This window comes from Coleofasciculus chthonoplastes PCC 7420, assembly GCF_000155555.1.
GTDB classification, from domain to species: Bacteria; Cyanobacteriota; Cyanobacteriia; order Cyanobacteriales; family Coleofasciculaceae; genus Coleofasciculus; species Coleofasciculus chthonoplastes_A.
On the sequence record NZ_DS989848.1, the window covers coordinates 128,941 to 152,546 of the forward strand.

General features: G+C 45.3%; 18 protein-coding genes, 1 tRNA gene and 1 pseudogene. 12 read left to right on the forward strand and 8 right to left on the reverse strand.

Annotated features, from left to right (window positions below; all coding sequences use genetic code 11):
- Window positions 1-70: 70 nt before the first annotated feature.
- Entirely contained in the window at window positions 71-751 is a 681-nt protein-coding gene (locus tag MC7420_RS12825; RefSeq protein WP_006100879.1) for an OB-fold-containig protein, read from the reverse strand.
- Window positions 752-956: 205 nt separating this feature from the next.
- Here MC7420_RS12825 and MC7420_RS12830 point away from each other — a divergent pair.
- The 7 genes and pseudogenes from MC7420_RS12830 (at window position 957) to MC7420_RS12855 (ending at window position 8,750) form a co-directional block, all read left to right on the forward strand.
- Window positions 957-1,027 (forward strand) — tRNA-Cys (locus MC7420_RS12830).
- An 866-nt stretch (window positions 1,028-1,893) separates the two neighbouring features.
- On the forward strand, window positions 1,894-2,655 hold the full coding sequence (locus tag MC7420_RS39625) for a tetratricopeptide repeat protein (protein WP_006100948.1): 762 nt from the start codon (window positions 1,894-1,896) through the stop codon (window positions 2,653-2,655).
- Between the two features lie 49 nt (window positions 2,656-2,704).
- Window positions 2,705-2,953: pseudogene (locus MC7420_RS12840) on the forward strand (tetratricopeptide repeat protein); the annotation flags it as partial.
- 13 nt (window positions 2,954-2,966) lie between these two features.
- A complete protein-coding gene (locus MC7420_RS44070; protein WP_390435351.1) occupies window positions 2,967-3,047 on the forward strand; it encodes a TPR end-of-group domain-containing protein in 81 nt (26 codons plus the stop codon).
- Window positions 3,048-3,634: 587 nt separating this feature from the next.
- A complete protein-coding gene (locus MC7420_RS12845) occupies window positions 3,635-6,820 on the forward strand; it encodes a DEAD/DEAH box helicase (RefSeq protein WP_006101010.1) in 3,186 nt (1,061 codons plus the stop codon).
- A gap of 80 nt (window positions 6,821-6,900) precedes the next feature.
- Window positions 6,901-7,740, forward strand: coding sequence for an SWIM zinc finger family protein (locus MC7420_RS12850; RefSeq protein ID WP_006100746.1), 840 nt, complete (start codon window positions 6,901-6,903; stop codon window positions 7,738-7,740).
- 560 nt (window positions 7,741-8,300) lie between these two features.
- Window positions 8,301-8,750, forward strand: a complete 450-nt coding sequence (locus MC7420_RS12855; RefSeq protein ID WP_044206946.1) for an REP-associated tyrosine transposase — start codon at window positions 8,301-8,303, stop codon at window positions 8,748-8,750.
- Window positions 8,751-9,520: 770 nt separating this feature from the next.
- Here the strand turns inward: MC7420_RS12855 and MC7420_RS42475 are convergent.
- Both MC7420_RS42475 and MC7420_RS39640 read right to left on the reverse strand, forming a co-directional pair.
- Window positions 9,521-10,546: a hypothetical protein gene (locus tag MC7420_RS42475; protein WP_006100745.1), complete on the reverse strand. Its 1,026-nt coding sequence runs from the start codon at window positions 10,544-10,546 to the stop codon at window positions 9,521-9,523.
- Window positions 10,547-10,561: 15 nt separating this feature from the next.
- Window positions 10,562-10,777 (reverse strand): hypothetical protein, encoded by a 216-nt coding sequence (locus tag MC7420_RS39640; RefSeq protein WP_157453157.1) that lies wholly within the window; start codon window positions 10,775-10,777, stop codon window positions 10,562-10,564.
- Here MC7420_RS39640 and MC7420_RS12865 point away from each other — a divergent pair.
- The 4 genes from MC7420_RS12865 (at window position 10,758) to MC7420_RS12880 (ending at window position 13,610) form a co-directional block, all read left to right on the forward strand.
- Entirely contained in the window at window positions 10,758-11,495 is a 738-nt protein-coding gene (locus MC7420_RS12865; protein ID WP_006100967.1) for a DUF4230 domain-containing protein, read from the forward strand. The two genes, MC7420_RS39640 and MC7420_RS12865, sit on opposite strands and share 20 nt — an antisense overlap.
- A gap of 175 nt (window positions 11,496-11,670) precedes the next feature.
- Window positions 11,671-11,913 carry a hypothetical protein gene (locus MC7420_RS12870; protein WP_044206947.1) on the forward strand — a complete coding sequence of 81 codons (243 nt, stop codon included), beginning with the start codon at window positions 11,671-11,673 and terminating at the stop codon, window positions 11,911-11,913.
- Window positions 11,910-12,683 (forward strand): proteasome-type protease, encoded by a 774-nt coding sequence (locus MC7420_RS12875; protein WP_006100827.1) that lies wholly within the window; start codon window positions 11,910-11,912, stop codon window positions 12,681-12,683. Before MC7420_RS12870 ends, MC7420_RS12875 begins: the two co-directional genes overlap by 4 nt.
- 33 nt (window positions 12,684-12,716) lie before the next feature.
- Window positions 12,717-13,610: a vitamin K epoxide reductase family protein gene (locus MC7420_RS12880; protein ID WP_006100784.1), complete on the forward strand. Its 894-nt coding sequence runs from the start codon at window positions 12,717-12,719 to the stop codon at window positions 13,608-13,610.
- A 14-nt stretch (window positions 13,611-13,624) separates the two neighbouring features.
- On the opposite strand, the gene MC7420_RS12885 is transcribed toward MC7420_RS12880, so the two are convergent.
- The 4 genes from MC7420_RS12885 to MC7420_RS12900 form a co-directional block, all read right to left on the reverse strand.
- Window positions 13,625-14,293 carry a DUF928 domain-containing protein gene (locus tag MC7420_RS12885; RefSeq protein ID WP_006100924.1) on the reverse strand — a complete coding sequence of 223 codons (669 nt, stop codon included), beginning with the start codon at window positions 14,291-14,293 and terminating at the stop codon, window positions 13,625-13,627.
- Window positions 14,283-16,748, reverse strand: a complete 2,466-nt coding sequence (locus MC7420_RS12890) for a CHASE2 domain-containing protein (protein WP_044206948.1) — start codon at window positions 16,746-16,748, stop codon at window positions 14,283-14,285. Before MC7420_RS12890 ends, MC7420_RS12885 begins: the two co-directional genes overlap by 11 nt.
- A gap of 146 nt (window positions 16,749-16,894) precedes the next feature.
- Entirely contained in the window at window positions 16,895-20,488 is a 3,594-nt protein-coding gene (locus MC7420_RS12895) for a CHAT domain-containing protein (RefSeq protein ID WP_006100970.1), read from the reverse strand.
- 300 nt (window positions 20,489-20,788) lie between these two features.
- Window positions 20,789-21,673 (reverse strand): hypothetical protein, encoded by an 885-nt coding sequence (locus tag MC7420_RS12900; protein WP_006100755.1) that lies wholly within the window; start codon window positions 21,671-21,673, stop codon window positions 20,789-20,791.
- Between the two features lie 763 nt (window positions 21,674-22,436).
- On the opposite strand from MC7420_RS12900, the gene MC7420_RS12910 reads away from it, so the two are divergent.
- Window positions 22,437-22,739 (forward strand): hypothetical protein, encoded by a 303-nt coding sequence (locus MC7420_RS12910; protein ID WP_006101029.1) that lies wholly within the window; start codon window positions 22,437-22,439, stop codon window positions 22,737-22,739.
- Window positions 22,740-22,975: 236 nt separating this feature from the next.
- Here the strand turns inward: MC7420_RS12910 and ndk are convergent, their stop codons facing one another.
- Window positions 22,976-23,425, reverse strand: coding sequence for a nucleoside-diphosphate kinase (gene ndk, locus MC7420_RS12915; protein WP_006100767.1), 450 nt, complete (start codon window positions 23,423-23,425; stop codon window positions 22,976-22,978).
- Between the last annotated feature and the right edge of the window lie 181 nt (window positions 23,426-23,606).

Sequence of the window (23,606 nt, forward strand, 5' to 3'; positions counted from 1 at the left end):
CACATTTAAAGGTTGTGTAAAAAGAATCACATTTTGCTATAACCTTACACAAGGGTTGTGTATGTATCTGTTAAGGTGAATCCTTAAGTTGGGGCGAATTAGACAACCATTGCTGTTGATCAGAACTATCTTTAGTAATCACCCGGTAGCTTTCTGGTTGTCGTTCAATGACTAAGACGTAATTACCGCGATTGGGAATAACTTTTGCCCATTGAGGAAGGGTGGCATTAATCGTCACCAGATTACCACTGGGATCGATAACATCCACTTGACCAATTTTGCCTTGGCTTTCCAGGGGAATTGAAGTGGTACTGACAGTACCCTGGCAACCAATTAAGCGATCGCCACTGGTATCTTCACCAAAGGCGGCAAATATTTTACCCAAGGGTCGAGAAATTAAGCTACCACTGAATAAACTCAGCAGCAGGGATGCGCCGCCGACGACACCACCGAATAAACCTGTGGGAATCGTACCCGTGACATTCGCGATCGCCACATTAATCATCCAGCCGAATGCTCCTACCAGACAACAGTCTGTGGCGAGTAACAAAATTAGGGGAACTTTACCTACACCGAGAAAACTGAACATTGATCCCATGGCAAAATCGCCATCGGCATCCACATCAGCATCCGCATCGGCATCGATATCAAAGTCATCATCCCCGCCACCGGAGACAATGACAACCAGAAATAGGAGGATGCCCATCCCCAGGAAAATCCAGTAGGGCAGATTAAGCAGGTTGAATAGCATGGATCGAGGTAGCGATCGCGACTGTAGCGTGACGCTATATTAACGGATATTCTCAGACTAGCGAGGAATGGACAAAATGGCTTCACCCCTCTAAAATACTTAACGTTTTGCTCGCCGAAAAGAATTCTTGGCGAAAAAGACACATCCGGATGAGATAGGCTATAATCCTTTATTGTAGAGACGCGCCATGGCGCGTCTCTTACACGGCGGCATCGCCAAGTGGTAAGGCAGGGGCCTGCAAAGCCTTTACCCCCAGTTCGAATCTGGGTGCCGCCTTTTTTTTTGGAAAGTGTGATCCCTGTTGTGTTCGCGCAACTGGGCGGGTTGATTTTCCCCCTCATCCCCTAACCCCTTCTCCCCACGGTGGGAGAAGGGGAACCGCACCAATTAACAACTCCAGTCCATTGAATTTGATCGGGTTGCCCTCTTCTTATCGGGTTGCCTTCTGCTCAATCCCTTGGTCAACACCCTTTGTTATCGAGAGAGAAAACCCAAGCGTGAGAGATCGCCAGGGCAACTATGAAGGGACAAAGAGTGACATCTCCTAGTGTATCAATTGTCTCAACGATTGCGATCGCCTAAACATCGGCACAGGCTCTATTTGTCGGGTGCGTTAATGAAATGTAACGCACCCTGTATAGTGCGATCGCATCTGTATCTGTCGTCCTGAGTCGAGTTCGAGGCTCAAAGCGTCCTCGGCGAGGCTCAGAGTGTCCTTAGTCAAGGCTCAAAGCGTCCTCGGCGAGGCTCAGAGTGTCCTTAGTCGAGGCTCAAAGCGTCCTCGGCGAGGCTCAGAGTGTCCTTAGTCGAGGCTCAAAGCGTCCTCGGCGAGGCTCAGAGTGTCCTTAGTTGAGGCTCTAAGCGTCATGGGCGAGGCTCAGAGTGTTCTTAGTCGAGGCTCAAAGCGTCCTCGGCGAGGCTCAGAGTGTTCTTAGTCGAGGCTCAGAGTGTCATGGGCGAGGCTCAGAGCGTCCTTAGTCGAGGCTCTATTGGCGTCATACATCATGATGCTTACCGTCACCCGATCACCCCACACTGGCAAGAATTCAAAGCCTCTCAAGAGCAGGAGAGAGGTTTGGAGAGAGGTTTCCCCCTCTGTCTTTTGCTATACCATAGTTAGCATCTCCCGTCTCAATTCCCTCATGGATGAAGAACGCCAACACGCCTATCTAACCCTGATTAATGCCCTATTAACCTGTCCCAGTGGTGAGGAAGGGCAGATATTACAGGATAACGCTGAGTTAGTGGATGCTGGGTTGCTGGAAACCATGGCACAGGTAGCGGAAGCGTTCGCAGATAGGGGGGATGAAAATGCGGCGCAGTTTTTAATCGGAATGGCGAATCAGTTAGGGGAATTCTTGGGATTATCTGACTCAACGGCTACTCCTGAAGCTCAACTGCGTTTCCTGATGCAGGTATTACAAGCAACGTCATATAGTGATGGAAATCCGCAAGTTATCTATCCCCTCCTCCAGGAAAACCTGCATCTGTTGGATGATAACTTTGCCCAGATATTGTATGACTGGGGAACGGCAAAACTGGCAGAGGTGGAAGCCGAACCAGCCCAAGCTATTGCCGCCACTATTGGTAATTTCAGTAATCTGATCCAGCAGTTTCCTTTAGGGAGTCAAGCCACTAACCTAGAAATCGCGATTACAGGCTATGAAGTGATACTGACTATCTTTACCCGCGAGAATCACTCAGAAACTTGGGCAACCCTTCAAAATAATCTGGGTGTTGCCTACAGTGACAGAATCCGGGGAGAAAGGGCACAGAATATCGAAAATGCGATCGCTTCCTATCAAGCCGCCCTTCAAGTCAGAACCCGTGAGGCTTTCCTCGCGACTGGGCTTAGAGAGTCAAGGCAAGTTGGCTTTAGCAGAATTATCTCAAGGGGAAGATGAGTTTTGGTTGAAGCAAGGCAATCAGCAATTTAGACTCGGGGATTTAGTTGATGCAATTGTTTGCTGGGAAAAAGCCTTACAATTTAAACCTGATGACCCTGAAGCCTGGTACAGTCGGGGTATTGCCCTAAAAAAGTTAGGACAATTAGAGGAAGCGATCGCTAGCTACGATAAAGCCTTACAATTTAAATCTGATGACCCTGATGCCTGGTACAACCGGGGTAATGCCCTAGATGAGTTAGGACAATTAGAGGAAGCGATCGCTAGCTACGATAAAGCCTTACAATTTAAAACTGAATGAATACCGAGAGATGGCAAAAACGGATTCTGAATTGGATAACATTCGTCAAGATCCGCGATTTCAAGCGTTGATTCAAAATGACACTGATTAACGTTTTCAGTGATGCAGTTATCAAAGAGTTTATCAGCCTCTCGTCCTGTAGTACACCGAATTTTAGGACTTACGCAAAGCCTCTATGTGTAGGGTGTGTTAGCGAAGCGTAACGCACCTTTGCCCCTGTGATGTAACTGCGTAAGTCCTGAATTTGATAGATTAAGCTTAGGCACAGAAAAATCATCGGATCAGGGGCTAAAGCCCCGACTACGAACGAACCCTAAAGGAGAACATGATGAAGTGCGCTACATTGTGTTTATTCGCGATGTGTTGAGCGAAATTAATCCGTGATAAGTTAGACGAACAGCATCAATGACATAAAACAAATGACCAACCAGGAACGATTTCCAGACATTAAAACGAATTTTTAATGCCTTTGACCCCTTTCGCCCCTTACCCCCTGGTGTTCCAACTTACGTAGATTGTGAAGAAGTGCGAAGTTGAAGTGCGGAATGTGGGCTGACGATTTCCTAATGCTCATTTCAGTGCCATTATTTTTAATACTGTTTATTGATAATACCGCTCCCAATTTGGTATCATTCCCTCAACCGTTACGCTACAACCTAACCCAGTCAGCATCTCGTCATGAAAATTCTCCATGGCACCTGGATTCCCCAACCCTCTGACGCATTCATCCAAACGGGCGCGTTTTATCTGTGGGTGGAAACGGATACCCCTTCTCCCCAGAAAACTGCCCACCGCAATACGCATCCGGCTCAATTAACCCAAGCGGATTTAGCCAACCTTCTGGTGAATGAACTTGGCGTTTCCCCAACGTCATCTAGCCAGATTCAGGATCAGATTACCCCCCAATACTTTATTCTGCCCACAACTCATGGACAACCGCTTCCATCACCGGAATTAAGCCGCTATCTGGAAATTGAATTGCCAGAATCTGTGGAGTGGCATATCTGGATGATTGATTGTTATCAGATTAGCCCAGTTTACCAAACATCTGGACGTAAATCTGGCACAATCGCCCCCGTGATTAAATGCTTAAATGACCTGCATTTTCTTGCCCTCTACAATCCCTCAGAACTGCAACTGGGGTCTGATTTACTCTTTTGGTATCACTACACCCAATCTTTTAAACAGATTATCCTCAAAGACCAATATATTCCAGCGCTTAAATACAGGGAATTACCCCCACCCAAAAGCAAACGGAAACGCAGCGCCAAAACTCAGTTATTTGAACTTTATCCAGCTTGGCAAATTATATCGGATCACTATGAAGAGACGATTGACTATTATCAAGATTATATGCCCCTTGCCTGTGTATCCGGTTACGCCAGTCCCCCCAAACCTATCGAATTTTACGCCAAAGAAACGTTACTGCGGCATTTTTCTGAATGTTTGCTGACGGAAATTGTCACCAATACCCCAATCCCGGCTGTTTTGGATAAAAGAATTAATCATTCTCTGATTACCGATTGCCTCTATTCCTCACAAACTCCCCTAGCACAAGCCCCTGAACCTGCCTTAGAGCTCTATAAACAATGGTCAAGTTGGAAACAACAGATTCGGGGAGGATCTGATACCTCCACCTTCCATCTTTGTTTTCAATTAGAAGACCCAGCGGCGGAGTCTTCCGACTCCTGGCAGATTCAGTTTATTGTTGCCTCTAAAAAAGATCCCTCCCTGAAACTGGCAGTTGCCGAGTATTGGACTCTAACTAAAAAAAAGAAAGCCACAGTTCATCAACAATTTGGTCAAGATTTCGAGAAAACCTTACTCTTAAATCTCGGTTATGCTGCCCGTATCTATCCACAAATTTGGCGCGGCTTGGAAACTGACCAACCTACGGGGTTAAACCTTACCTTAGCGGAAGCATTCACGTTTCTCAAAGAACAAGCGTGGGTGCTAGAAGATGCCGGCTATAAAGTCATTATTCCCGCTTGGTGGACTCCCGCCGGACGTCAACGTGCCAAGCTGCGCCTCAAGGCTTCCCCGAAAACCTCTCAGTCTGCAAAAGCGGCGAGTAAGGGTTATTTTAATCTAGATACAATTATTCAATATCACTACCAACTCTCCATTGGTGGTCAAGTAATTACGCCTAAAGAATGGCAGCAGTTAGTGGCGGCAAAAACGCCCTTAGTCCAGTTTCGAGGTCAGTGGATTGAACTGGATAAAAATAAGATGCAGCAAATGCTGGACTTTTGGCAATCCCACCAGGAAGAAACAGCGGAAATGACACTGCTGGAGTTGCTCAAGAAAACCAGCGAAGCTGATACAGAGATAGAAGTCGAACATGATGCTATCTTAGGTCAAATGATGGCGTGCTTGAATAACCCCAGCCGACTGGAACCGATTGACAATCCCGCCCAATTAAAAGGAACATTAAGGGAGTATCAAAAACGCGGTGTATCTTGGCTACAATATTTAGAACAATTGGGACTCAATGGCTGTCTAGCCGATGATATGGGCTTGGGTAAGTCGATTCAGATTATTGCCCAGTTAGTCAAGGAACGGGAAACCGAGTCTGCGGTATCTCCTACTCTGTTAATTGCGCCAACTTCTGTGGTGGGGAATTGGCAAAAAGAGATTGAAAAATTTGCTCCTCATTTGCGTACCTTGGTGCATCATGGGAGTAACCGAATTAAAACCGAAAAGGAGTTTAAATCAGCTAGCCAAAGCCTTGATGTCATTATTACCTCATTCACCCTCGCCCGCAAAGACGAAAAACTGTTTAAACGTGTAACCTGGCACCGTTTAGTTCTCGACGAAGCCCAAAACATTAAAAATCCCAAAGCCGCCCAAACTAAAGCCATTCTCAAATTACCCGCCCATCATCGTGTGGCGTTAACTGGAACCCCAATAGAAAACCGTTTATTAGATCTTTGGTCAATTTTTAACTTTCTCAATCCAGGCTATTTAGGCAAACAAGCCCAGTTTCGTAAGGCTTTTGAACTTCCGATTCAAAAAGACAATAACCGCCGACAATCAACGGTGTTAAAGCAGTTAGTTCAACCGTTGATTCTGCGACGGGTGAAGACAGATAAACAGATTATTAAAGATTTACCCGATAAACTGGAACATAAACAGTATTGTCAGCTAACTCAAGAACAAGCCTCGTTATATGAAGCCGTGGTCAAAGATGTAGAGGCAAAACTAGAAGACGCTGAAGGCATAAACCGCAAAGGGTTAATTTTGTCAACCCTACTGAAACTCAAACAAGTCTGTAATCATCCAGCCCAGTTTCTCCAAGATAACAGTGAATTCTCGCCCACGCGATCGCATAAATTAGAACGCCTGCTAGAAATGATTGAAGAAGTGAATGCAGAAGGGGAAAGTTTGCTGATTTTCACCCAATTTACGGACATTGGTAGCGCCCTAACCAACTATCTGAAACAGACCTTACATTACAACACTTATTATATTCATGGCGGCATCAGTCGGGCAAAACGGGAGCAAATGATTACTGCCTTTCAAGACCCTGATACTGAACCCTCGGCGTTTATTTTATCCCTGAAAGCCGGGGGTGTCGGCATCACCTTAACCAAAGCCAATCATGTATTCCATTTTGACCGTTGGTGGAACCCCGCCGTCGAAGACCAAGCCACTGACCGCGCCTTCCGGATTGGTCAAAAGAAGAATGTTTTTGTGCATAAATTCGTGGCATTAGGCACGTTAGAAGAACGGATTGACCAGATGATTGAAGAGAAGAAAAAATTGTCGGGGGCGATTGTCGGGGCTGATGAGTCATGGTTGACGGAACTAGATAATGAACGGTTTAAACAGTTGATTGCTTTGAATAAAACCGCTATTTTATAAAGTTAGGAGTGGTAATTTGAGTTAATTTTGGTGGGTAATGATTACCCTACAAGTGCTATTAAACTGAGGAGTCATGCAAAATGTCTAAATTCAGCCGAACCTGGTGGGGCAAACGTTTTATTGATGCCTTAGAATCCTTTACCGACTCAGGTAGACTGGGACGAGGGCGTTCTTATGCCAGTGGGGGGAAGATTAAGGAGTATAAAATTATTCAGGGTAAAATAACCGCAAAAGTTAGGGGTTCAATTAATCCCTATTTTGGCGTTTATAACGAACCCTTGTACACCACAACCATTGAAATAAAACCCATTTCAGCAGCATCTTGGTCAAAAGCGATCGCGAATTTGTCATCTAAGGCAAGTTTTGTCTCTAAACTACTCATGAATGAGATGCCAGATAATATTGAAGAAGCATTTGCTGATGTCAACCTTCAGTTATTACCCAAAAGCCGTTCTGACTTTAATACTCATTGTTCTTGTCCCGACTGGTCAAATCCCTGTAAACATATCGCCGGGGTGTATTACTTAGTCGCCAACGAATTAGACGCCAACCCATTTTTACTCTTTGAACTCAGAGGTTTATCGCCAGAAAAGCTACAGCAAGAACTGGCTAAATCCCCCCTAGGTCAAGTGTTATCCCAAGCCTTACAGGATCAGGAAGCCGCCCTAGAACCTGCCAAATCTTACTATACCCAGCCAGAAAAAATGCCACCACCGTCATCTGTGAATCAGAAGGAGTTCTGGTTGGGAGAGAAACGATTACCCTCAATAGTGGAGGTGGATGCAACTGCGAATATTCCCGCCATTTTGATTAAAAAAGCCGGAGACGTTCCTCCCTTTTGGCATAAGGATAGTTCGTTTATTGAGGCAATGGAACAAGTGTATCAGCGAGTGCGGACTAAAAATAAAGAGAGCCTTTGAAAAAAGGGGTACTTTCGGTAGACTTGTTTGCGGCAAAAGTCCGTTGCGAAATTCACGAAATTCCAGTTATTGTTCGTTGTTGTAGTGCGAGCATCTTGCTCGCTAAGTAGGGTCTGCTGAATAATTGGTTAGGGGAAGATGAAGGAGATGAGGGAAATGAGGGAGATGCTGCTTTTTAGATAAAAGTGTAAGGTTTTATTTTCAATTTAAATACGTGATATTAGGATGAGTATAAAAACGAAATTGATATCATTTCCAATTTAAATGCGTGACAGCTTTTAATCCCGTTATAATAAAATTTTAAATCATATTTATCCTATATTCCCGTAGCGAGCGAGAATCCTATATTCCCGTAGCGAGCGAGAATCCTATATTCCCATAGCGAGCGAGAATTCTATATTCCCATAGCGAGCGAGAATTCTATATTCCCATAGCGAGCGAGAATTCTATATTCCCGTAGCGAGCGAGAATTCTATATTCCCATAGCGAGCGAGAATTCTATATTCCCATAGCGAGCGAGACGCTCGCACTACGGGCTAATATAACAACAGGGAAATACAATGAAATTCAAAAAACCAATCCACCGATTAGAAATAGCAAAAGGCAGATACTTCATTACTTTTGTGACATGGGAACGACTAGAACTAACCCCAAACGCTCGACAGGTTGTGCTAGAGGCTTGCCAATTCTTCCACAATCAACGATATCAGATATTTACTGGGGTTATTATGCCAGACCACGTACATCTACTGATTCGACCTTTCCTCAAAACTGAAACAGAGTTTTGGTCAATTGGCAGTATTTTGCATAGTATCAAAAGTTATAGCGCCAAACAAATTCCCAAAGTCATGAAACATATTGGGAAAGTTTGGCAAGATGGAAGATATGATAAGCTGATGAGGGATGAAAAGGAATTCGAGCAGGCATGGGAGTATATTAGACAAAATCCGGTTAAGGCGGGATTGTCAAAGACTCCGGAGGATTATCCTTTCTTTTGGGAGATATTTTGAAGGAGTGCGAGCATCTTGCTCGCCACCTAATAATTAAAATTCGCCACCTAATAATTAAAATTCGCTACCTAACAATTAAAATTCGCCACCTAATAATTAAAATTCGCCACCTAATAATTAAAATTCGCTACCTAACAATTAAAATTCGCCACCTAATAATTAAAATTCGCCACCTAATAATTAAAATTCGCCACCTAATAATTAAAATTCGCAAGTAACATCGAATCATTTCATGTGTATTGTAGCTGGGAAGGCGATCGCGCCTTAAGCTGTTCGGCATTTAAACTTTATTGTCAAGCATTGCGAAATCCTTATGGGTAGTGCGACCATCTTGGTCGCTAGAGCGCCAGTGCAGTAATCTCAGCTATAACGCAAAACGGTTATTCTGGCGCTCATTCTCAACGGAAAATCAGGCTTTTTACTATTAGTGGACTGACGCTCTAGGCATATTACAGCAGTTTGCTCTGCTATGCGGTACATTGTCGATCCCCCTAAATCCCCCTTAAAAAGGGGGACTTTGATCTACTGTACTTTATTACAGCGCAAAGAGCTGTATACCGAGTTGCGCTCAAACATAGTAGATAGGAAAAGCAGGGGAAGCAGGGGAAGGGAAAGTTATATCTTTGAATGCAACTTGGTAAACTGTAATGCATTTAAATTGGGTATTAGTAGCGAGCAAGATGCAAAGCCTGCGGCATGGCTTCGCTAAACGCATTACAAGGATTTCGTCATTATTGACATGACGGTTTAAATGCCGAACAACTTATTACTTACAAATGGGGGAATAACTTCAAAAAAGATTGCCGATAAAAATTCAAAACTCGTTGAGTATAATCCGCCGTGGAACCCTGATTATATTGCTGGGGATCACCCGTCATCCACCAAGCCGCCGCTCGCTGTACCGCTACTGTCTCATTGTTACCACTCGCCTGATACTGTTCATTAAATACATCTCCCATCACACAAACTAAAATAGTACGGGCAGTCGCCGGACTCGCTGCAAAATCGGCGGGTGTTAATTCCTCTCCAATACATTGATTTGACCAACGAGGAATATTTTCTGGTTTAATTTGCCAATCACTGTAAAGTCCATCATTTTCGATTCCCGTTTGCGGTGCGGCGCGTCGTAATGCTTCCACTAAAGCAGCGACTTTTGTATCAGAAATCGCGTTATTGGCTGAGGAACGGGCGGCGGCTTGAGGCTGAGAGGCGGCTGACGATTGACTTTCCGTCGGTTGAGAGGACGATGCTGGTTTTGCCGCCGAGGGAGTCGTGGTGGGTTGAGCGGGAGTTGCAGATTGTTGCGTCTGGGGATTGCGGCGTTGCTGTTGGTAATTTTTCAGCACATTCTGAATGTAAGTGTAGGTGTAAGAGTTTTCAGGAATGCTATTATATTGACTTCCATCCCCAGTCATCCACCAAGCGGCTGCCCGTTGTATTGCCACCGACTCATTATTATTACTGGCGCGATACTGCTCATTCAATACATCCCGCATCACGCAAACCAAAATAGCCCGCGCCGTAACCGGACTCGCTTCAAAATCGGTCGGTGAAAGTTCCCGTCCAATACATTGCTTTGACCATCGGGGAATGTTACCTGGTTTAATTTGCCAGTCGCTATAGAGTCCATCATCTGCCCTTCCCGTTTGCGGTGCGGCTAGTCGCAGGGCTTCCACAAGCGCTGAAACTTGAGCATCAGAGGCTTGAGCGTATACCGGGGAACTCCAGAATCCCAGAGAAAGTAACGCTGTACTCAGTAGGACTCGTTGAACTGGTTTAATGAATCTGAAACCCATGGCGACAACCCTTGTTTAGCTAAAGAAGTCAATCGTAGGCGTGGTTTTAGAATCAATTGTAGGGGTGGGTTTAGACATTAACGCTAGCTTACCCGCCAATAATTGTTCACCACAACCCGCCTTTATCCAATTGTAGGGGCTACGTTCTTCTGCCAAAGCGCTAATCTTATACTTAGAGACACCCAGACAGCCCGGTTGAAGGAGCAGTGCGATGAATAATCCGTTTGACAAATATCAGATTAGTCCCCATAAGTTCGGGATACTGAGAAACCTGATGCTAATGACTACAGGCGCTACGGTAGTTGTCGCCTTGATTTTTGGCATTGGGGTATGGCGAACTGGGTCTCGTTTTCTGGGACAAGTGACGACGCTATTTAGCACCCCTCAACCCGCACCTGAAGTTGATGTGCGCTCCTTGATTGTCCAGCAAGTGCGGGAGGCTAGCGACTTAACCACGGCGGTGTTTACGATGGAGGCGGTGGTTCCGACTCGTCAAGCTCGGACTTTAGCAGGGTATCCGATCGCAGAAACCACACTCCTTTATATTGCTTATGGTGAGGTGCGGGCTGGTGTCGATTTGGCAGAACTCAAACCAGAAAATGTGCAAACTGTCAATGATACGCTGCAACTTCAACTACCACCCCCCAAAATTTTAGATAGCAAAATTGACGTGAATCGGTCACAGGTGTATGACTACGATCGCGGATTCTTGGGATTAGGTCCCGATACAGCACCCCAGTTACAGATGTTGGCGCAACAAGAGACGTTGAAGAAAATTGTCTTCAATGCTTGTGAGCAAGGGGTATTAGACAAAGCTAACGAACGCGCCGAACTGGTTGTGAGTCAGTTGTTGACGACAGCCGGATATAAACAGGTGGAGGTAAATACTCAATCCCCTGTACCAGGTACTTGTCAGTCGGCGGCGTTAGCCTCTCAGCCTGGTAATTGAGGAGATAGGGAGCAATGTAGAGACGTGCCATGGCACGTCTGGGAGATAGGTGTCAGATCAGGGGGATTCTGTAGGGGCGGGTTTCACTACTATCTTTTTGGTTACACCCAGATTTAACTAAACCCGCCCCGACTTTACATAAGACATAAGACATAAGACAAATGACGAATGACGAATGACGAATGACCAATTTTTTGTTCCAGAAGTCCCTCAGGAGGATTACGCTGGAATTAGAGGACTTGTAAATATACCAATGAAGATGCGTAGGAGTAGTATAAAACCTTACCAAAGGGACAATTCGCTAATCCAGTCCAGGCAACATCAGTCTACGCCGTGCCATCAATTGGCGAATGCGGGTGAACCCTGGTGTTTACATCGGGTTCTCAGTCGAATTCATGAGGACGTAATTTGGCAATGACTTACTGTCTGGGTATTATTAACCGTTTTGGTATAGTCTTAGCGGCAGACTCTCGCACCAATGCCGGGGTAGACTATATTTCTACTTACAATAAGCTTTTTGATTTTTCCCTGCCAGGAGAACGAGCGATTGTTATATGTACATCGGGAAACCTTTCGATTACCCAAGGGGTGATCAATCGGTTACATCGGGATCTACAAAGTCAGGAAGAACTGAATATCCACTCCCTCCCGAATATGTATGAGGTGACTCGTTATATTGGCAGCAAACTGCGACAAATTCAAGATCAAGACCGTCCTTGGTTAGAACGCGATCGCATTGATTTTCACTGTAGCTTGTTAGTCGGGGGTCAAATTCGCGGCGAAGCACCACAACTCTATCTGATTTACACCCAAGGGAATTTTATTCAAGCCACGCTGGAAACGCCGTTTTTGCAAATTGGCGAAACCAAGTATGGCAAACCCATTCTCGACCGAACTCTTACTTATGATATGCCCCTAGAGGCGGTTGCCAAGTGCGCTTTGCTGTCTATCGATTCAACCATGAAATCGAATATTTCAGTCGGACCTCCGATTAACTTGGTCATGTATGAAGCTGGCACATTTATGGCTCGCCAGAAACTGCAACTGCGCTTAGGTGATCCCTATCTGGCAAAGATTCGCAAATTGTGGGAAGATTCGTTACGGCGGGCATTTGAATCCATGCCAAATATTGAATGGCAGCATCCTCCAGTAGAAGATAATCAACAAGAAGATATTCTGATTGATTAAATTCCCTATTCCCCATTCCCTATTCCTTGACAAATGACGAATGACACAGGACAAATAACAAACCGATATTGGATTGGAGCGATCGCGGTTTTGGGAATGCTGGAGACAGCATTCCTCACGGTGGTTGAATGGTTAGGAAAAGCGGCGGAGATTTGTCCCACTCATGGCTGTCAGGCGGTGCTAGAAAGTCCTTATGCCCAGGTTTTTGGACTCCCTCTCCCCCTCTTTGGGTTTCTTGGCTATACCACTTTGTTAGGGGTTTCCCTAGCACCCTTAGCTATTAAATCCTTGCCATCCGAGTGGGTGCAATCCAGTTGGCTGGTTATGCTGGCAATTACCACCTGTATGCTGGTGAGTAGCGCCTATCTGATGGTCGTGATGCTGTTTATTGTCAAGGGAATTTGTCCCTACTGCATCGCCTCGGCGCTGTTGTCCTTAACCCTATTCCTGTGGACGGCGATCGGTCATGATTGGCAAGATATTGGACAAGTCACGCTGACAGGATTGGCGGTTGGTTTGATCACGTTCACGGGGATAGTGGGAGTCTATACTCAGGTTCCTAGCGCTAGCGCTAATACAGGAGAATCCAGTCCACCCATTACCCATATCTCCGGTGCGGCTGAACTCAGGTTAGCACGTCATTTGGACACTGTAGGGGCAAAGATGTATGGTGCATTTACTTGCCCTCATTGTCACGAACAAAAACAACTTTTTGGTCAAGCGGCATTTAATCAAATCGATTACATTGAATGCCATCCTCGTGGCAAGAATGCCCAACCCGAACGCTGTAAAGCTGCCAATATTAAAGGGGTTCCCACCTGGGAAATTAAGGGACAGTTTTATTCCGGGGTGCAACCCTTAGAACGATTGGCAGATATTTCGGGTTATCAGGGTTCAGAGGCGTTTAAGTACGAGTTTCCTTATTGATCTGTTCACGGAACTTATGAACACAATTGAGTGGAAATTTCCCCGATCATATCCCGAAGTTCGGCAGAGGGATTATCTATCCGATAGACTTCTTGCAACGCATCTGACCAAAGTTGCTGTTTGCTAAAATAATTGGCTCGTTCTAATGCCATTTCTTCAGTCGTTGCCCCTTTTTCCTTCAATTGTGCGGCTAAAATAATCAATCGCACCCGAATGCGATCGCGCTCTTTACCATCTAAGACGGTAAAGGGTATAAATCGTATAGGTTGGCTATCGTCTGCCTGATCAAAAATGACCCAGTGGTAGGTTTGACCAGGTTCTAAGGGGTCTCCTGTATAAGCCACACGATTCACGCTTTCTGTCTCACTGGCTGCAATGGGTTGACGCCAAATCATCTGCTCACTATTTGCCTGACGAATACCAATTCCACCGATTTTTCCTTGCCAAACAAATAATGGGCGATTCTGCCAAAGTGTGACTGAATTTCTGTGGTATTCTGGTGTAATTAGGCAAAGTTCAACGGGTCGTGAGCCTAAGGGCGGATCTTCTTTGCGATTTAACAAGTCACGGCGAATGGTTCTCCAGGATACATCGGGATGAATCGGGGCAGTTAGCGCCAGCTTTGCCGAAGATAAAACGAGACAAGTTGTCAGAAATAAACACTGTATTCTGCTAAGATTCACTATTCAATCGTCTCCAAAAAATAGGTAGTGCGTAAATCCAAATTGTAACCGATGGTAAAACCAAGGGAACCAATAGGGCGGCGGAAATATAAACCTGTAAGCTAATGATTCCATAAATAGCGGTGGCACTGGTTAATAGTAGTAACCCTTGTCCTGTCCGAATTTGTCGGCGTTCACTGATGAGTAATACCATTCCTTTACCGAGGAATGCCGCAATACCAACCATCCATAAATCTGGTATTGGAATTACTAATCGCTGGCTTAATAAATGGTGCATGGTATAGGCATGAGATTCACCCCCTGTATATACAGGCGGATAATTCAGTTGCGGATTTTGCGATCGCCAATAGTCTACAGCCATAGGAATGGGAAAGTTATCACTCCCTCCATCAGTTACCCCAGCTTGGTCATATCCGCCCGCCGCAATCAGGACAACTTGCTGGTTTAATTGTGCCGCTGTTGGTGCATTATCGGTATTTTCTAGTAACTCCCAAGCGGCAATTGTTTGATACGCATAATCCGGGGGAATGGAAAAATCAATAATTGGATATAACCAAAGTTGTTGGAAATTTCGCGATGGGTTCGTAATTGCAGGAAGACGCAACGGATGCAAAAATTCCGTGAGGGGATTGGGTGCAGGATTGTTGTCTAAATAGTGAATGAATCGGGTGCGGAAATCTGCCGATGAATCCGTCTCGGTTAATCGCTGCGGTTGGGGTAAATTCGGTTCAGGTGTTTGATTAGCGGCGTGGGCGAGGGCTAATAAATAGGCAAAGGAACAACTATCGGCACAATTGGCATTAGGGGAGAGAAGTTTGGTATACCAAAGCGGCGCATTAATATAAGCCTCTAAACTCCAATTAGGATGGGCGAGACTATCAATGATTCCTAGTTCTTCGTTCCCAGTTTTTGCCGAAGCAAAGACTAACCAGGTTTGTTTTTTGTCAATGGATTGCTGAATAGACTGCGCCAGAACCTCATCTTCATCGGTGGGACTATCCAGGAGATAATCTAAGCCAATCACTTTGGCATCTAAGGCGGTAAGCTGATCAATAAGACGGGCTAAATAGGTGCGGTCAATAGGATTAATGCGTCGTGCATCAATATTAGCGTGGATGAGAGACTCGCGATCAATATGCACTAAGAGAACAGGGGGAGATTTCTCTGTAGGAATCTGTTCAGTAATATTCCGATAAACCGACTGCATCCAAACCCGCCGTTCCATGAGGAAATCTTGCACCCCAGGGCGTAAACTAAGAAACATGAGAACCAAAAGTGCGATCGCTTCGGGTTTCGTCGGTAACCAACGCTTAACCTGTTGCTTCCAGCCTGTGGGTTCTAGGCGAAATGGGGGGGCGTCAGGATGGCGAAATAGGGAGGGAACTAGATAGGCGCTAGGATAGGTGAGATGCTTTTCTAACTTGAGATACTGACAGGCTTCCCGCAGGGAGTCTTGCACATCATGAAACTGGGCTAACCGTTGCAGAAACTGCACCAGGAATTCTTGGGCGACTTGATTGTGAATCGGTTCTCGCATCACCGCCACCTGGGGAAAGCCCAAATCAATCAGGGAATTGGCTAAACTGAGTCCATTACAGGAGTTAAACAGGGCAAACTGTAAGCCGCGTTCTTTGGCGATTTTCAGAGGGGTGGCGATTTCACTGAAATTCAGAGACACTCCTGGCGCGATCGCAAACTCTCCGCCAGTTAATATGGTTTCATTACTATGACCTGCGAAAAATAAGATATCCCAGCCTTGTGTATCGGTGATTTGCTTGACAATTTCCGTTTTTAATGCATCCGTTTCCTGTCCCGGTTGCCAACCGACAAACACAACCTCAGCAATTCCAGAGAGCGATCGCACCGCCTCTTGATCCGCGTTAAAATTTAATCCGGTATCATCTCCCCAAATCACCAAAACCCGCGCCCGTCGCCGCCGCCTCGGTGTCACCGTTGTCCCTTGAATCGTCAGAGGGGTTCGCAGGATATGAATTTGAGAGGGTGCCGCAAACTCCGTGCCAATTTCCCAAGCTTCCCAGGGTAATCGGGCGAGTTCTAGGGGATTACAGGTAATAAAGATTTCGATAATCGGGGTAGTATCTTTCATCCCCTGATCTCGAACCGCCTGAACGATACGAGAACGAAGTTCAAACAACTCCCCTCGCCGCAACCATTGATGAAACTCGTAGAGTAATTTTGCCTCAGCTTGAACCAGTTTAGCGTGCCAATCGATGGGTGGTTTGCTCAAGTTCCCCATCTGAGACACTCGCCCTCGTAGCGCTTGCTTATAGAAACTCAGATAAACCTTACTCCACTCCTGATACAGTGTGGTTAGGGTTTCCGGATAGGGTACAGTCACACCAATTTGTTGTCCTCGTCCCCAGGACAACTCAAACAGACAAGCCTGTTCGACACGCTGAACTTTGAGATGGAACACAAAACGGTTGGGAGTCATAGTCGATGAAAATCGCCGATTGGCAACCAAGATGCCTCGTGTCTTGATTTTATCTCTCAACCATAAAGTTGGACTTTGGACAAAAAAAGCCCCAAGTATTCAGCAGACCCTAATTATAACCAATGACCAATGACCAATGACCATTCTCAAGCCAATCCCTGAGAGACAAAACCAGCCCAATAATAGGGATGAGAAAAAGGCTGTTTCTCCTTTGCCAACGACTGCAAATGCTGCTGTTGTACCTGAATCTTATCCGCTAATTTCTGCCACTTCTGGCACTCAGCCACATCACCCTTAACGTTGGCATGATTCCGCCGAGTTATCGCCTGATCATACTGCTGTTGCAACGACTGACCCATCTCCCCTTGATAATTCCTGGCAAACTCCTCTCCGGTTAAATTCCGCAGTTTAATCTGCCCCTGCTGTAACGCCTGAGAACGGCTCATCCCCGCCTGACGAAAATTGTAGTAAAAAATCGCTAACAGGGCGCTGGCTAAGTCCTCTACCGACCACTGGGTACTCACCACACTCCTGGCTCCAGCACAGAGAAATCCGGTGGCTAAACTGAGTAAATCATCGGTAAGTTTATTGAGACTAAAATTAACTTCGCAGCAGCAGGCAAAGACATCAGATAAATTGGGCATTCGCCAACCGGGGCTGATGAGTTGACTCAGGGTTAGAGAACCATCCCCTAATACTAAATAAGAGTCTAGGGGTTGTGCAGGATTCGATGTGGCATGATGGCTAGAGTGGAGAATTTGCACCTGTGAGGCTAAGGTTTTGTATTCGGTTACTGTAGCCTTGCGCCCTTGCAAGCGTTTGTCAGCAGAAACGCCGTAGGATTGGGCTAGGGTTTCACATTCGTAGCGGGTGAACAGTAAGTCTTCTGTCGCATCTTCAACAATGCCCATTGTCGGCTGATTTGGGATTGGCGGGCGTTGCTGGCAATAGTAGAGAATTTGGCAGCTTGGTACAATGCGAATCCGGAATAAATCGCCTAAATAGGTGGTGGGAGTTACGGTTACTTTTGGTTGAGATTTTTTGCCAATGACTAACCCCCGTGTTTCTCCATTTCCCTTACTTTTTACGGGATCTAGAAAACCTCTCTCCAAACCTCTCTCCTGCAAGGAGAGAGGCTTTGAATTTTCCTCCTTCCGGTAGAACGTCTCTATCCCATCAATCGGTAACGCGGCAAAGGGCATTTGATGTAGCCACAAATATGGCACAATAATTAATTCCTCAATTCCGGTGAGATACTGAGAAATCAAATCCTTTAACTGCAAACGCTGGGCAAGTTCTTGCAGAAATGATACCATGTTTTCTCGCCATTCTGAATTTGCCCCAATATAGGGAATAAACCAGTTCTCACCTATCCACTTCTGGAAGGTTTCAAGTCCCTGTCCCTTACAGGTATAAACTTGTGGACTCTGATCCTTAAGCAGGATAAAAATATGGGTATCTTCAACCGTAGTATAAAAACTCAGCAGGGCAGTAGTGTCATTTGGTATTAACTCCTGCATCTGGTCTAAATTCAGATGTTCCACCTGAATTTGCCCCGCTAATACGGGATCATAACGGCGCAGTTGTTTCCAAACCTGTTGTTTTTGTTCCTCTAATTTCTGAATTTCTGCTTGGTGTGCTGCTAATTCATCCCCATCCGGTAATCGGCGACTCCCGGTTAATACTGGCGTCGCTTCTGTTTGAGAGTTAAATCGTAGGGCATTAATCCGCTGGTGCAATTCCTCATAGTCAATTAACAAGTCTTGGACTTCTGGAGTAATTTCTCCCCCTAGGTTAAGCACATCACTCGCCATCAAGTCAACTAAGCGTTGACAACGGAAGCGTTCGGTATATTCTAAAGCCTTGCCAATTTCACCGATATTCAAATAAGCTTGGATGATTCTTGCGTACACATAAATTGACTCCCTGAGAATCTCTTGGCGGCGTTCTTCATCAATTACCCAGTTGCGGCTTTGTTCGACTGATTTTATGGCTAGTTCATAGCTTTGAATCGCTAACTTAAAATCGTGATTATCCCAGGCGAGGTTGGCTAAACTTCGGCTAGTTTGCAAGCAATCAATCGGGTAGTTTTCTGGAGTACAGACAAGTAAAGCGTTATGATCATGGACAATCGCGGCTTCTAGATTCTCAGCCCTATCCCCGCGTATTCTATTACTGTAGGCAGCCGCCAGATTGTTTTGAGTGGTTGCCCATTGTTGGGGGAAATCTGACTGGGTACGGACAAGTAAAGCGTTATTACAATGGGCGATCGCAACTTCTAGATTTTCAGCCCTATCCCCACCTATTCTACGATAATAGACACAAGCCAGATTGTTTTGAGTCATTGCCCAATCTTGGGGAAAGTCTGACTGGGTATAGACAAGTAAAGCCTGATGATAATGTGCGATCGCGGCTTCAAGATTCTCTACCCTATCCCCCCGTATTCTATCACTGTAGGCAGCCGCTAGATTGTTTTGAGTCATTGCCCAATCTTGGGGAAAGTCTGACTGAGTAAGGACAAGTAAAGCCTGATGATAATGTGCGATCGCAACTTCAAGATTCTCAGCCCTATTCCCGCGTATTCTATCACTGTAGGCAATAGCTAGATTGTTTTGAGTCATTGCCCAATCTTGGGGAAAGTCTGACTGAGTACGGACAAGTAAGGCGTTATGATAATGGGTGATAGCTTTTTCTAAATTCTCAGCCCTATCCCCGCGTATTCTATTTCTATAGGCAATAGCTAGATTGTTCTGAGTAGTTGCCCAATCTTGGGGAAAGTCTGACTGGGTACGGACAAGTAAAGCCTGATGATAATGTATAAGCGCAACTTCTAAATTCTCAGCCCTATCCCCACGTATTCTATCACTGTAGGCATTAGCCAGATTGTTTTGAGTAGCTGCCCATTGTTGGGGAAAGTCTGACTGGGTATAGACAAGTAAAACCTTATAATAATGTGAGAGCGCAGCTTCTAGATTCTCTGCCCTATTCCCGCGTATTCTGTGTAAGTAGGCAGTCGCTAGATTGTTTTGAGTCATTGCCCAATCTTGGGGAAAGTCTGACTGAGTAAGGACAAGTAAGGCGTTATTATAATGTATGAGCGCAACTTCTAGATTCTCAGCCTTATCCCCGCGTATTCTATCACTGTAGGCAATCGCCAGATTGTTTTGAGTACCTGCCCATTGTTGGGGAAAGTCCGACTGGGTATAGACAAGTAAAACCTTATAATAATGTGCGATCGCAACTTCAAGATTCTCAGCCCTATCCCCGTGTATTCTATATAAATAAGCATTCCCCAGATTGTTTTGAGTCATTGCCCAATCTTGAGGAAAGTTTGACTGGGTAAAAACGGTAGCAACGGCTTGATAGCCAGCCATAGCAATTTCTTTGTTACTTGCGATATTACCCAACGGAAACTCTTGTATCAAAATGCTGAAATTTCCAATAGTAGCAGCGATGAATTTAGCAGTTTCTATTTCAACTTCGGTTAAGGTTTTATTTGCCCACGCTGTTAATATATGGGCGAATTTTCCATCCAGCTTATTCAGATTATTTTGTAGCAGAGGATATAGTGACTGAGGACGAGGGTCAGTTGCCACTGACTGCAATACAGATCTCAAGAATTCGAGATAGTCTTCGGGTGTTACCGAGGTTGAGTAACTTCCCAGCATTTCCGCTAGTTTTGCCGCTAACAATAGTAACCAATTCACGGCAACATAAGCAGCAATTTCTTGTTCGTCCATTGGGATTTATCCTCGGTATTCACCGCGTTTACATAAACGAAATATTGAACAGAAACGATTAAGGTTTAGTCGTTTATCCCCCCCTGCCCCCCTTTAAAAGGGGGGAGATATTCATACCAATTTGCGTTCCAATATAACAGATAGAATAGATAGAGAAAGGGGGAGATGGGCGAAAATAAAGTTCTATATTAGACTGCAATTTGGTATCAAGCCCTCCCTTTTCCAAGTTCGATAAATTGAATCCCTGTTTTCCAGGAGAGAGATATTCAAGCCCCCCTTTTTAAAGGGGGTTGGGGGGATCTACACCTCCACCACGTCAAACGCTTGATAAAACCCCCGCCACTTTTCCTCTGCTTCCAAACTAACCCACAATTGATGCAACCGTTCAGTATTCCAAATTGGTGCAGGTTCCGCTTCATTCGGTTTTAACCAGGGAAACTCTAACCAGCGATTCACCACAATCCCCAGAAACTCTTCTTTTCCCGGACTATCAAACCTAATTTTATCCTGTTCACAAATTGCCCCAAGCTGAGGCATAAGAATTGTTTCTCCCGTGAGTCGATTCCTTGGCGCAAACGCCGCTGATGGACACATTACATACTGACTCTCACTACCGCGATTCAGTAATAATAAATGTCCCGCATCACACTCTAAATCAATATGCATCATTGAGGGAATATTTACCCCAATCACAGGTTGTTCTCGCATCTTCCCCAGAGGAACCACTAATTTTCTATCCCCCGGATTAACCGGAGTAAATCGAATCCAATCTGCTGGAGAATCCGCCTGCTTCACCAACCCCTGCCAAATCCAATCCAATTGCCATCGGGGAAACTTATCCTCCCACAACCACTGATACACCACCTCCCACGCGCCCTTTTTACCCCGTTGTCGCTGAATTAACGGCGCTGTATTCACGCCATCGTTTGCCATTTCTTCACCAAACACCTCCACCAGCCGCCGAATTACATTTTGTACGGTTGTATTAATTGAGGTTTGACAATTAACCCCCTGTAACGGTTCTGTTTGACTCATTTGTTTGGCGATTTCCAGATGAGACGGCTGAGACTCGCGACGCTGAAACCGCAGCGGAAAGAAGATGCGTTCTCTGAGATGTTTATCGGTAAAATTTTGTGGAAACAACTGCTGGTTGATATCGTCCAGAAAGTTTTGATTGTAATTCATATTGTTAACCCTAAGTTTTCGATATTTTCACCCTCATCCTCTCTATGCCCCTACCGTCTTCTTTCAGCGCCTAACTTTTTAGGAGAAGTCTAGAAACCTGAGTCGGGGCGGGTTTAGTCACATCTGGATGCAACCAAAAAGATAGTAAGCTATCATGCATTTAAATTGGGTATTAGTAGCGAGCAAGATGCTCGCACTACAAGGCTTTCGCCGTTATTGATATTAAGGTTTAAATGCCGAACAGCTTATTGAAACCCGCCCCTACACAATCTTTCACTCAAAACCAGGTTTCCTTGAACGAAGCAAAGGGTCAAAACTTACCTCCTTTCCTTGTGTCACATACCGTGAAAAGTTAGCTGCTTGCTCCCTTTTTGTTCCCCTCTTGTTCCCCTCTTGTTCCCCTCTTGCTCCCCTCTTGCTTCCCTCTTGCTCCCCTCTCCCAAGCTTGGGAGAGGGGCTGGGGGTGAGGGCTGGCTTAACTTGACCTAGATAGCAAGCCTTGCGCCCCTCCATTTAACGTAGCAAAACCGATGTAAATTGTCAGTAGAAATACCCTAAAAAATAAAACCTACTATTTCCAGCTATTTCCGATTATTTCCCTCTATTTATAAACCATTTACACCTATTTGCAGACAATTAACTGCAAATTATCACCACACCAATCAATCAAATAACTTTTTCTAACTACCTACTTCCAGTTTTCAATTTATTTTTCCCGTTGCCACACTAGACCTCATAACCCCAAAATTAACGAGGTCAAGCCATGAAATCCCCAACATCAAAAACCTGGAAAAAGAAACTCTGGCTATTAGCCGAATTCCTAATTCCTAATCTCATCGGCTGGTTGTTCAAATCCAACCTGGAACCCGGCGTCAGTCTTTGCTTTCTACTGTGGAATTGGCTGATGGATGAACAGACGCAATCCGATGAACGCCAACGCCGCAAATCCTGGCTCACGTTCTTAATTCTTTCGGGTATGGTGTTAGCCATATCCTTCAGCCAACCCTCACCCCCCGTTGATTGGCAGACACCTGTCACTTTCCCGTCTCGCCAATCAACCCTATAGACAGATTCCAGGAAATGTCTCTACCCTAATCCTGACCCATCACATCTTCATACAACGCTTCGATAGGACAAAGATGCTCGCACTACAAGAATTTCCCTATTATTGACAATAACGTTTAAATGATGAACCGCTTATTGATAAGGTGGGCAATGCCCACCCTACGAGACTGTGCGTAAGTCCTATTACCGTTATTGTTGGTTTATCGTACCCCGACAAACAATAAACGGATCAAATCCTTACTCGTAAATCCAAGGATTGATGGTTGGTTGCCAACTTACCAGTTCTTCATCCTTAAACCAGAGTTTAATTTCCTCTTTAGCCGTATCTGACCCATCGGAACCATGAATCAGGTTGCGACCAACGGTAACGCCAAAATCACCCCGAATCGTTCCCGGTTCAGCACTGAGGGGATTGGTTGCACCAATGATTTTCCGGGCGGAGGCGATAATTCCCTCCCCTTCCCAAACCATTGCCACAACGGGACCAGAGGTGATAAATTCAATCAGTCCAGCAAAAAACCCCTTGTCTTTGTGAACCGCATAATGTTGTTCAGCCAGTTCCCGGCTAACACTCATCAGCTTAAGTCCCACCAGGGTAAAGCCTTTTGTTTCCAGGCGTTGGATAATTTCACCCACCAGATTACGCTGAACGCCATCTGGCTTAATCATCAAAAATGTCCGCTCCAAGTTTCTCTCCTCAACATTTTTTACAAATTGCCAAACCCAGATTAGACCATATTCGTGTCCATTGCCCAATATAGCGCTACGCGCTAGGCAATGGGCAATAGGCAATGGGCAACAGGACTCAAGGTATAAAGGGGGTTACAAAGGTAGATTTGGTATCATGTTTTAGCAAGGCGAGAGACGT

Excerpts from the sequence above, each read along its gene's own strand:
- MC7420_RS12875 (WP_006100827.1), top strand. The coding sequence starts at position 11,910 with ATGACTTACTGTCTGGGTATTATTAACCGTTTTGGTATAGTCTTAGCG.
- MC7420_RS44070 (WP_390435351.1), top strand. The coding sequence starts at position 2,967 with ATGGCAAAAACGGATTCTGAATTGGATAACATTCGTCAAGATCCGCGA.
- MC7420_RS12845 (WP_006101010.1), top strand. The coding sequence starts at position 3,635 with ATGAAAATTCTCCATGGCACCTGGATTCCCCAACCCTCTGACGCATTC.
- MC7420_RS12910 (WP_006101029.1), top strand. The coding sequence starts at position 22,437 with ATGAAATCCCCAACATCAAAAACCTGGAAAAAGAAACTCTGGCTATTA.
- MC7420_RS39625 (WP_006100948.1), top strand. The coding sequence starts at position 1,894 with ATGGATGAAGAACGCCAACACGCCTATCTAACCCTGATTAATGCCCTA.
- MC7420_RS12900 (WP_006100755.1), bottom strand. The coding sequence starts at position 21,673 with ATGAATTACAATCAAAACTTTCTGGACGATATCAACCAGCAGTTGTTT.
- MC7420_RS12890 (WP_044206948.1), bottom strand. The coding sequence starts at position 16,748 with ATGACTCCCAACCGTTTTGTGTTCCATCTCAAAGTTCAGCGTGTCGAA.
- MC7420_RS12870 (WP_044206947.1), top strand. The coding sequence starts at position 11,671 with ATGACGAATGACCAATTTTTTGTTCCAGAAGTCCCTCAGGAGGATTAC.
- MC7420_RS12850 (WP_006100746.1), top strand. The coding sequence starts at position 6,901 with ATGTCTAAATTCAGCCGAACCTGGTGGGGCAAACGTTTTATTGATGCC.
- MC7420_RS42475 (WP_006100745.1), bottom strand. The coding sequence starts at position 10,546 with ATGGGTTTCAGATTCATTAAACCAGTTCAACGAGTCCTACTGAGTACA.
- MC7420_RS12895 (WP_006100970.1), bottom strand. The coding sequence starts at position 20,488 with ATGGACGAACAAGAAATTGCTGCTTATGTTGCCGTGAATTGGTTACTA.
- MC7420_RS12855 (WP_044206946.1), top strand. The coding sequence starts at position 8,301 with ATGAAATTCAAAAAACCAATCCACCGATTAGAAATAGCAAAAGGCAGA.
- MC7420_RS12825 (WP_006100879.1), bottom strand. The coding sequence starts at position 751 with ATGCTATTCAACCTGCTTAATCTGCCCTACTGGATTTTCCTGGGGATG.
- MC7420_RS12865 (WP_006100967.1), top strand. The coding sequence starts at position 10,758 with ATGAATAATCCGTTTGACAAATATCAGATTAGTCCCCATAAGTTCGGG.
- MC7420_RS12880 (WP_006100784.1), top strand. The coding sequence starts at position 12,717 with ATGACGAATGACACAGGACAAATAACAAACCGATATTGGATTGGAGCG.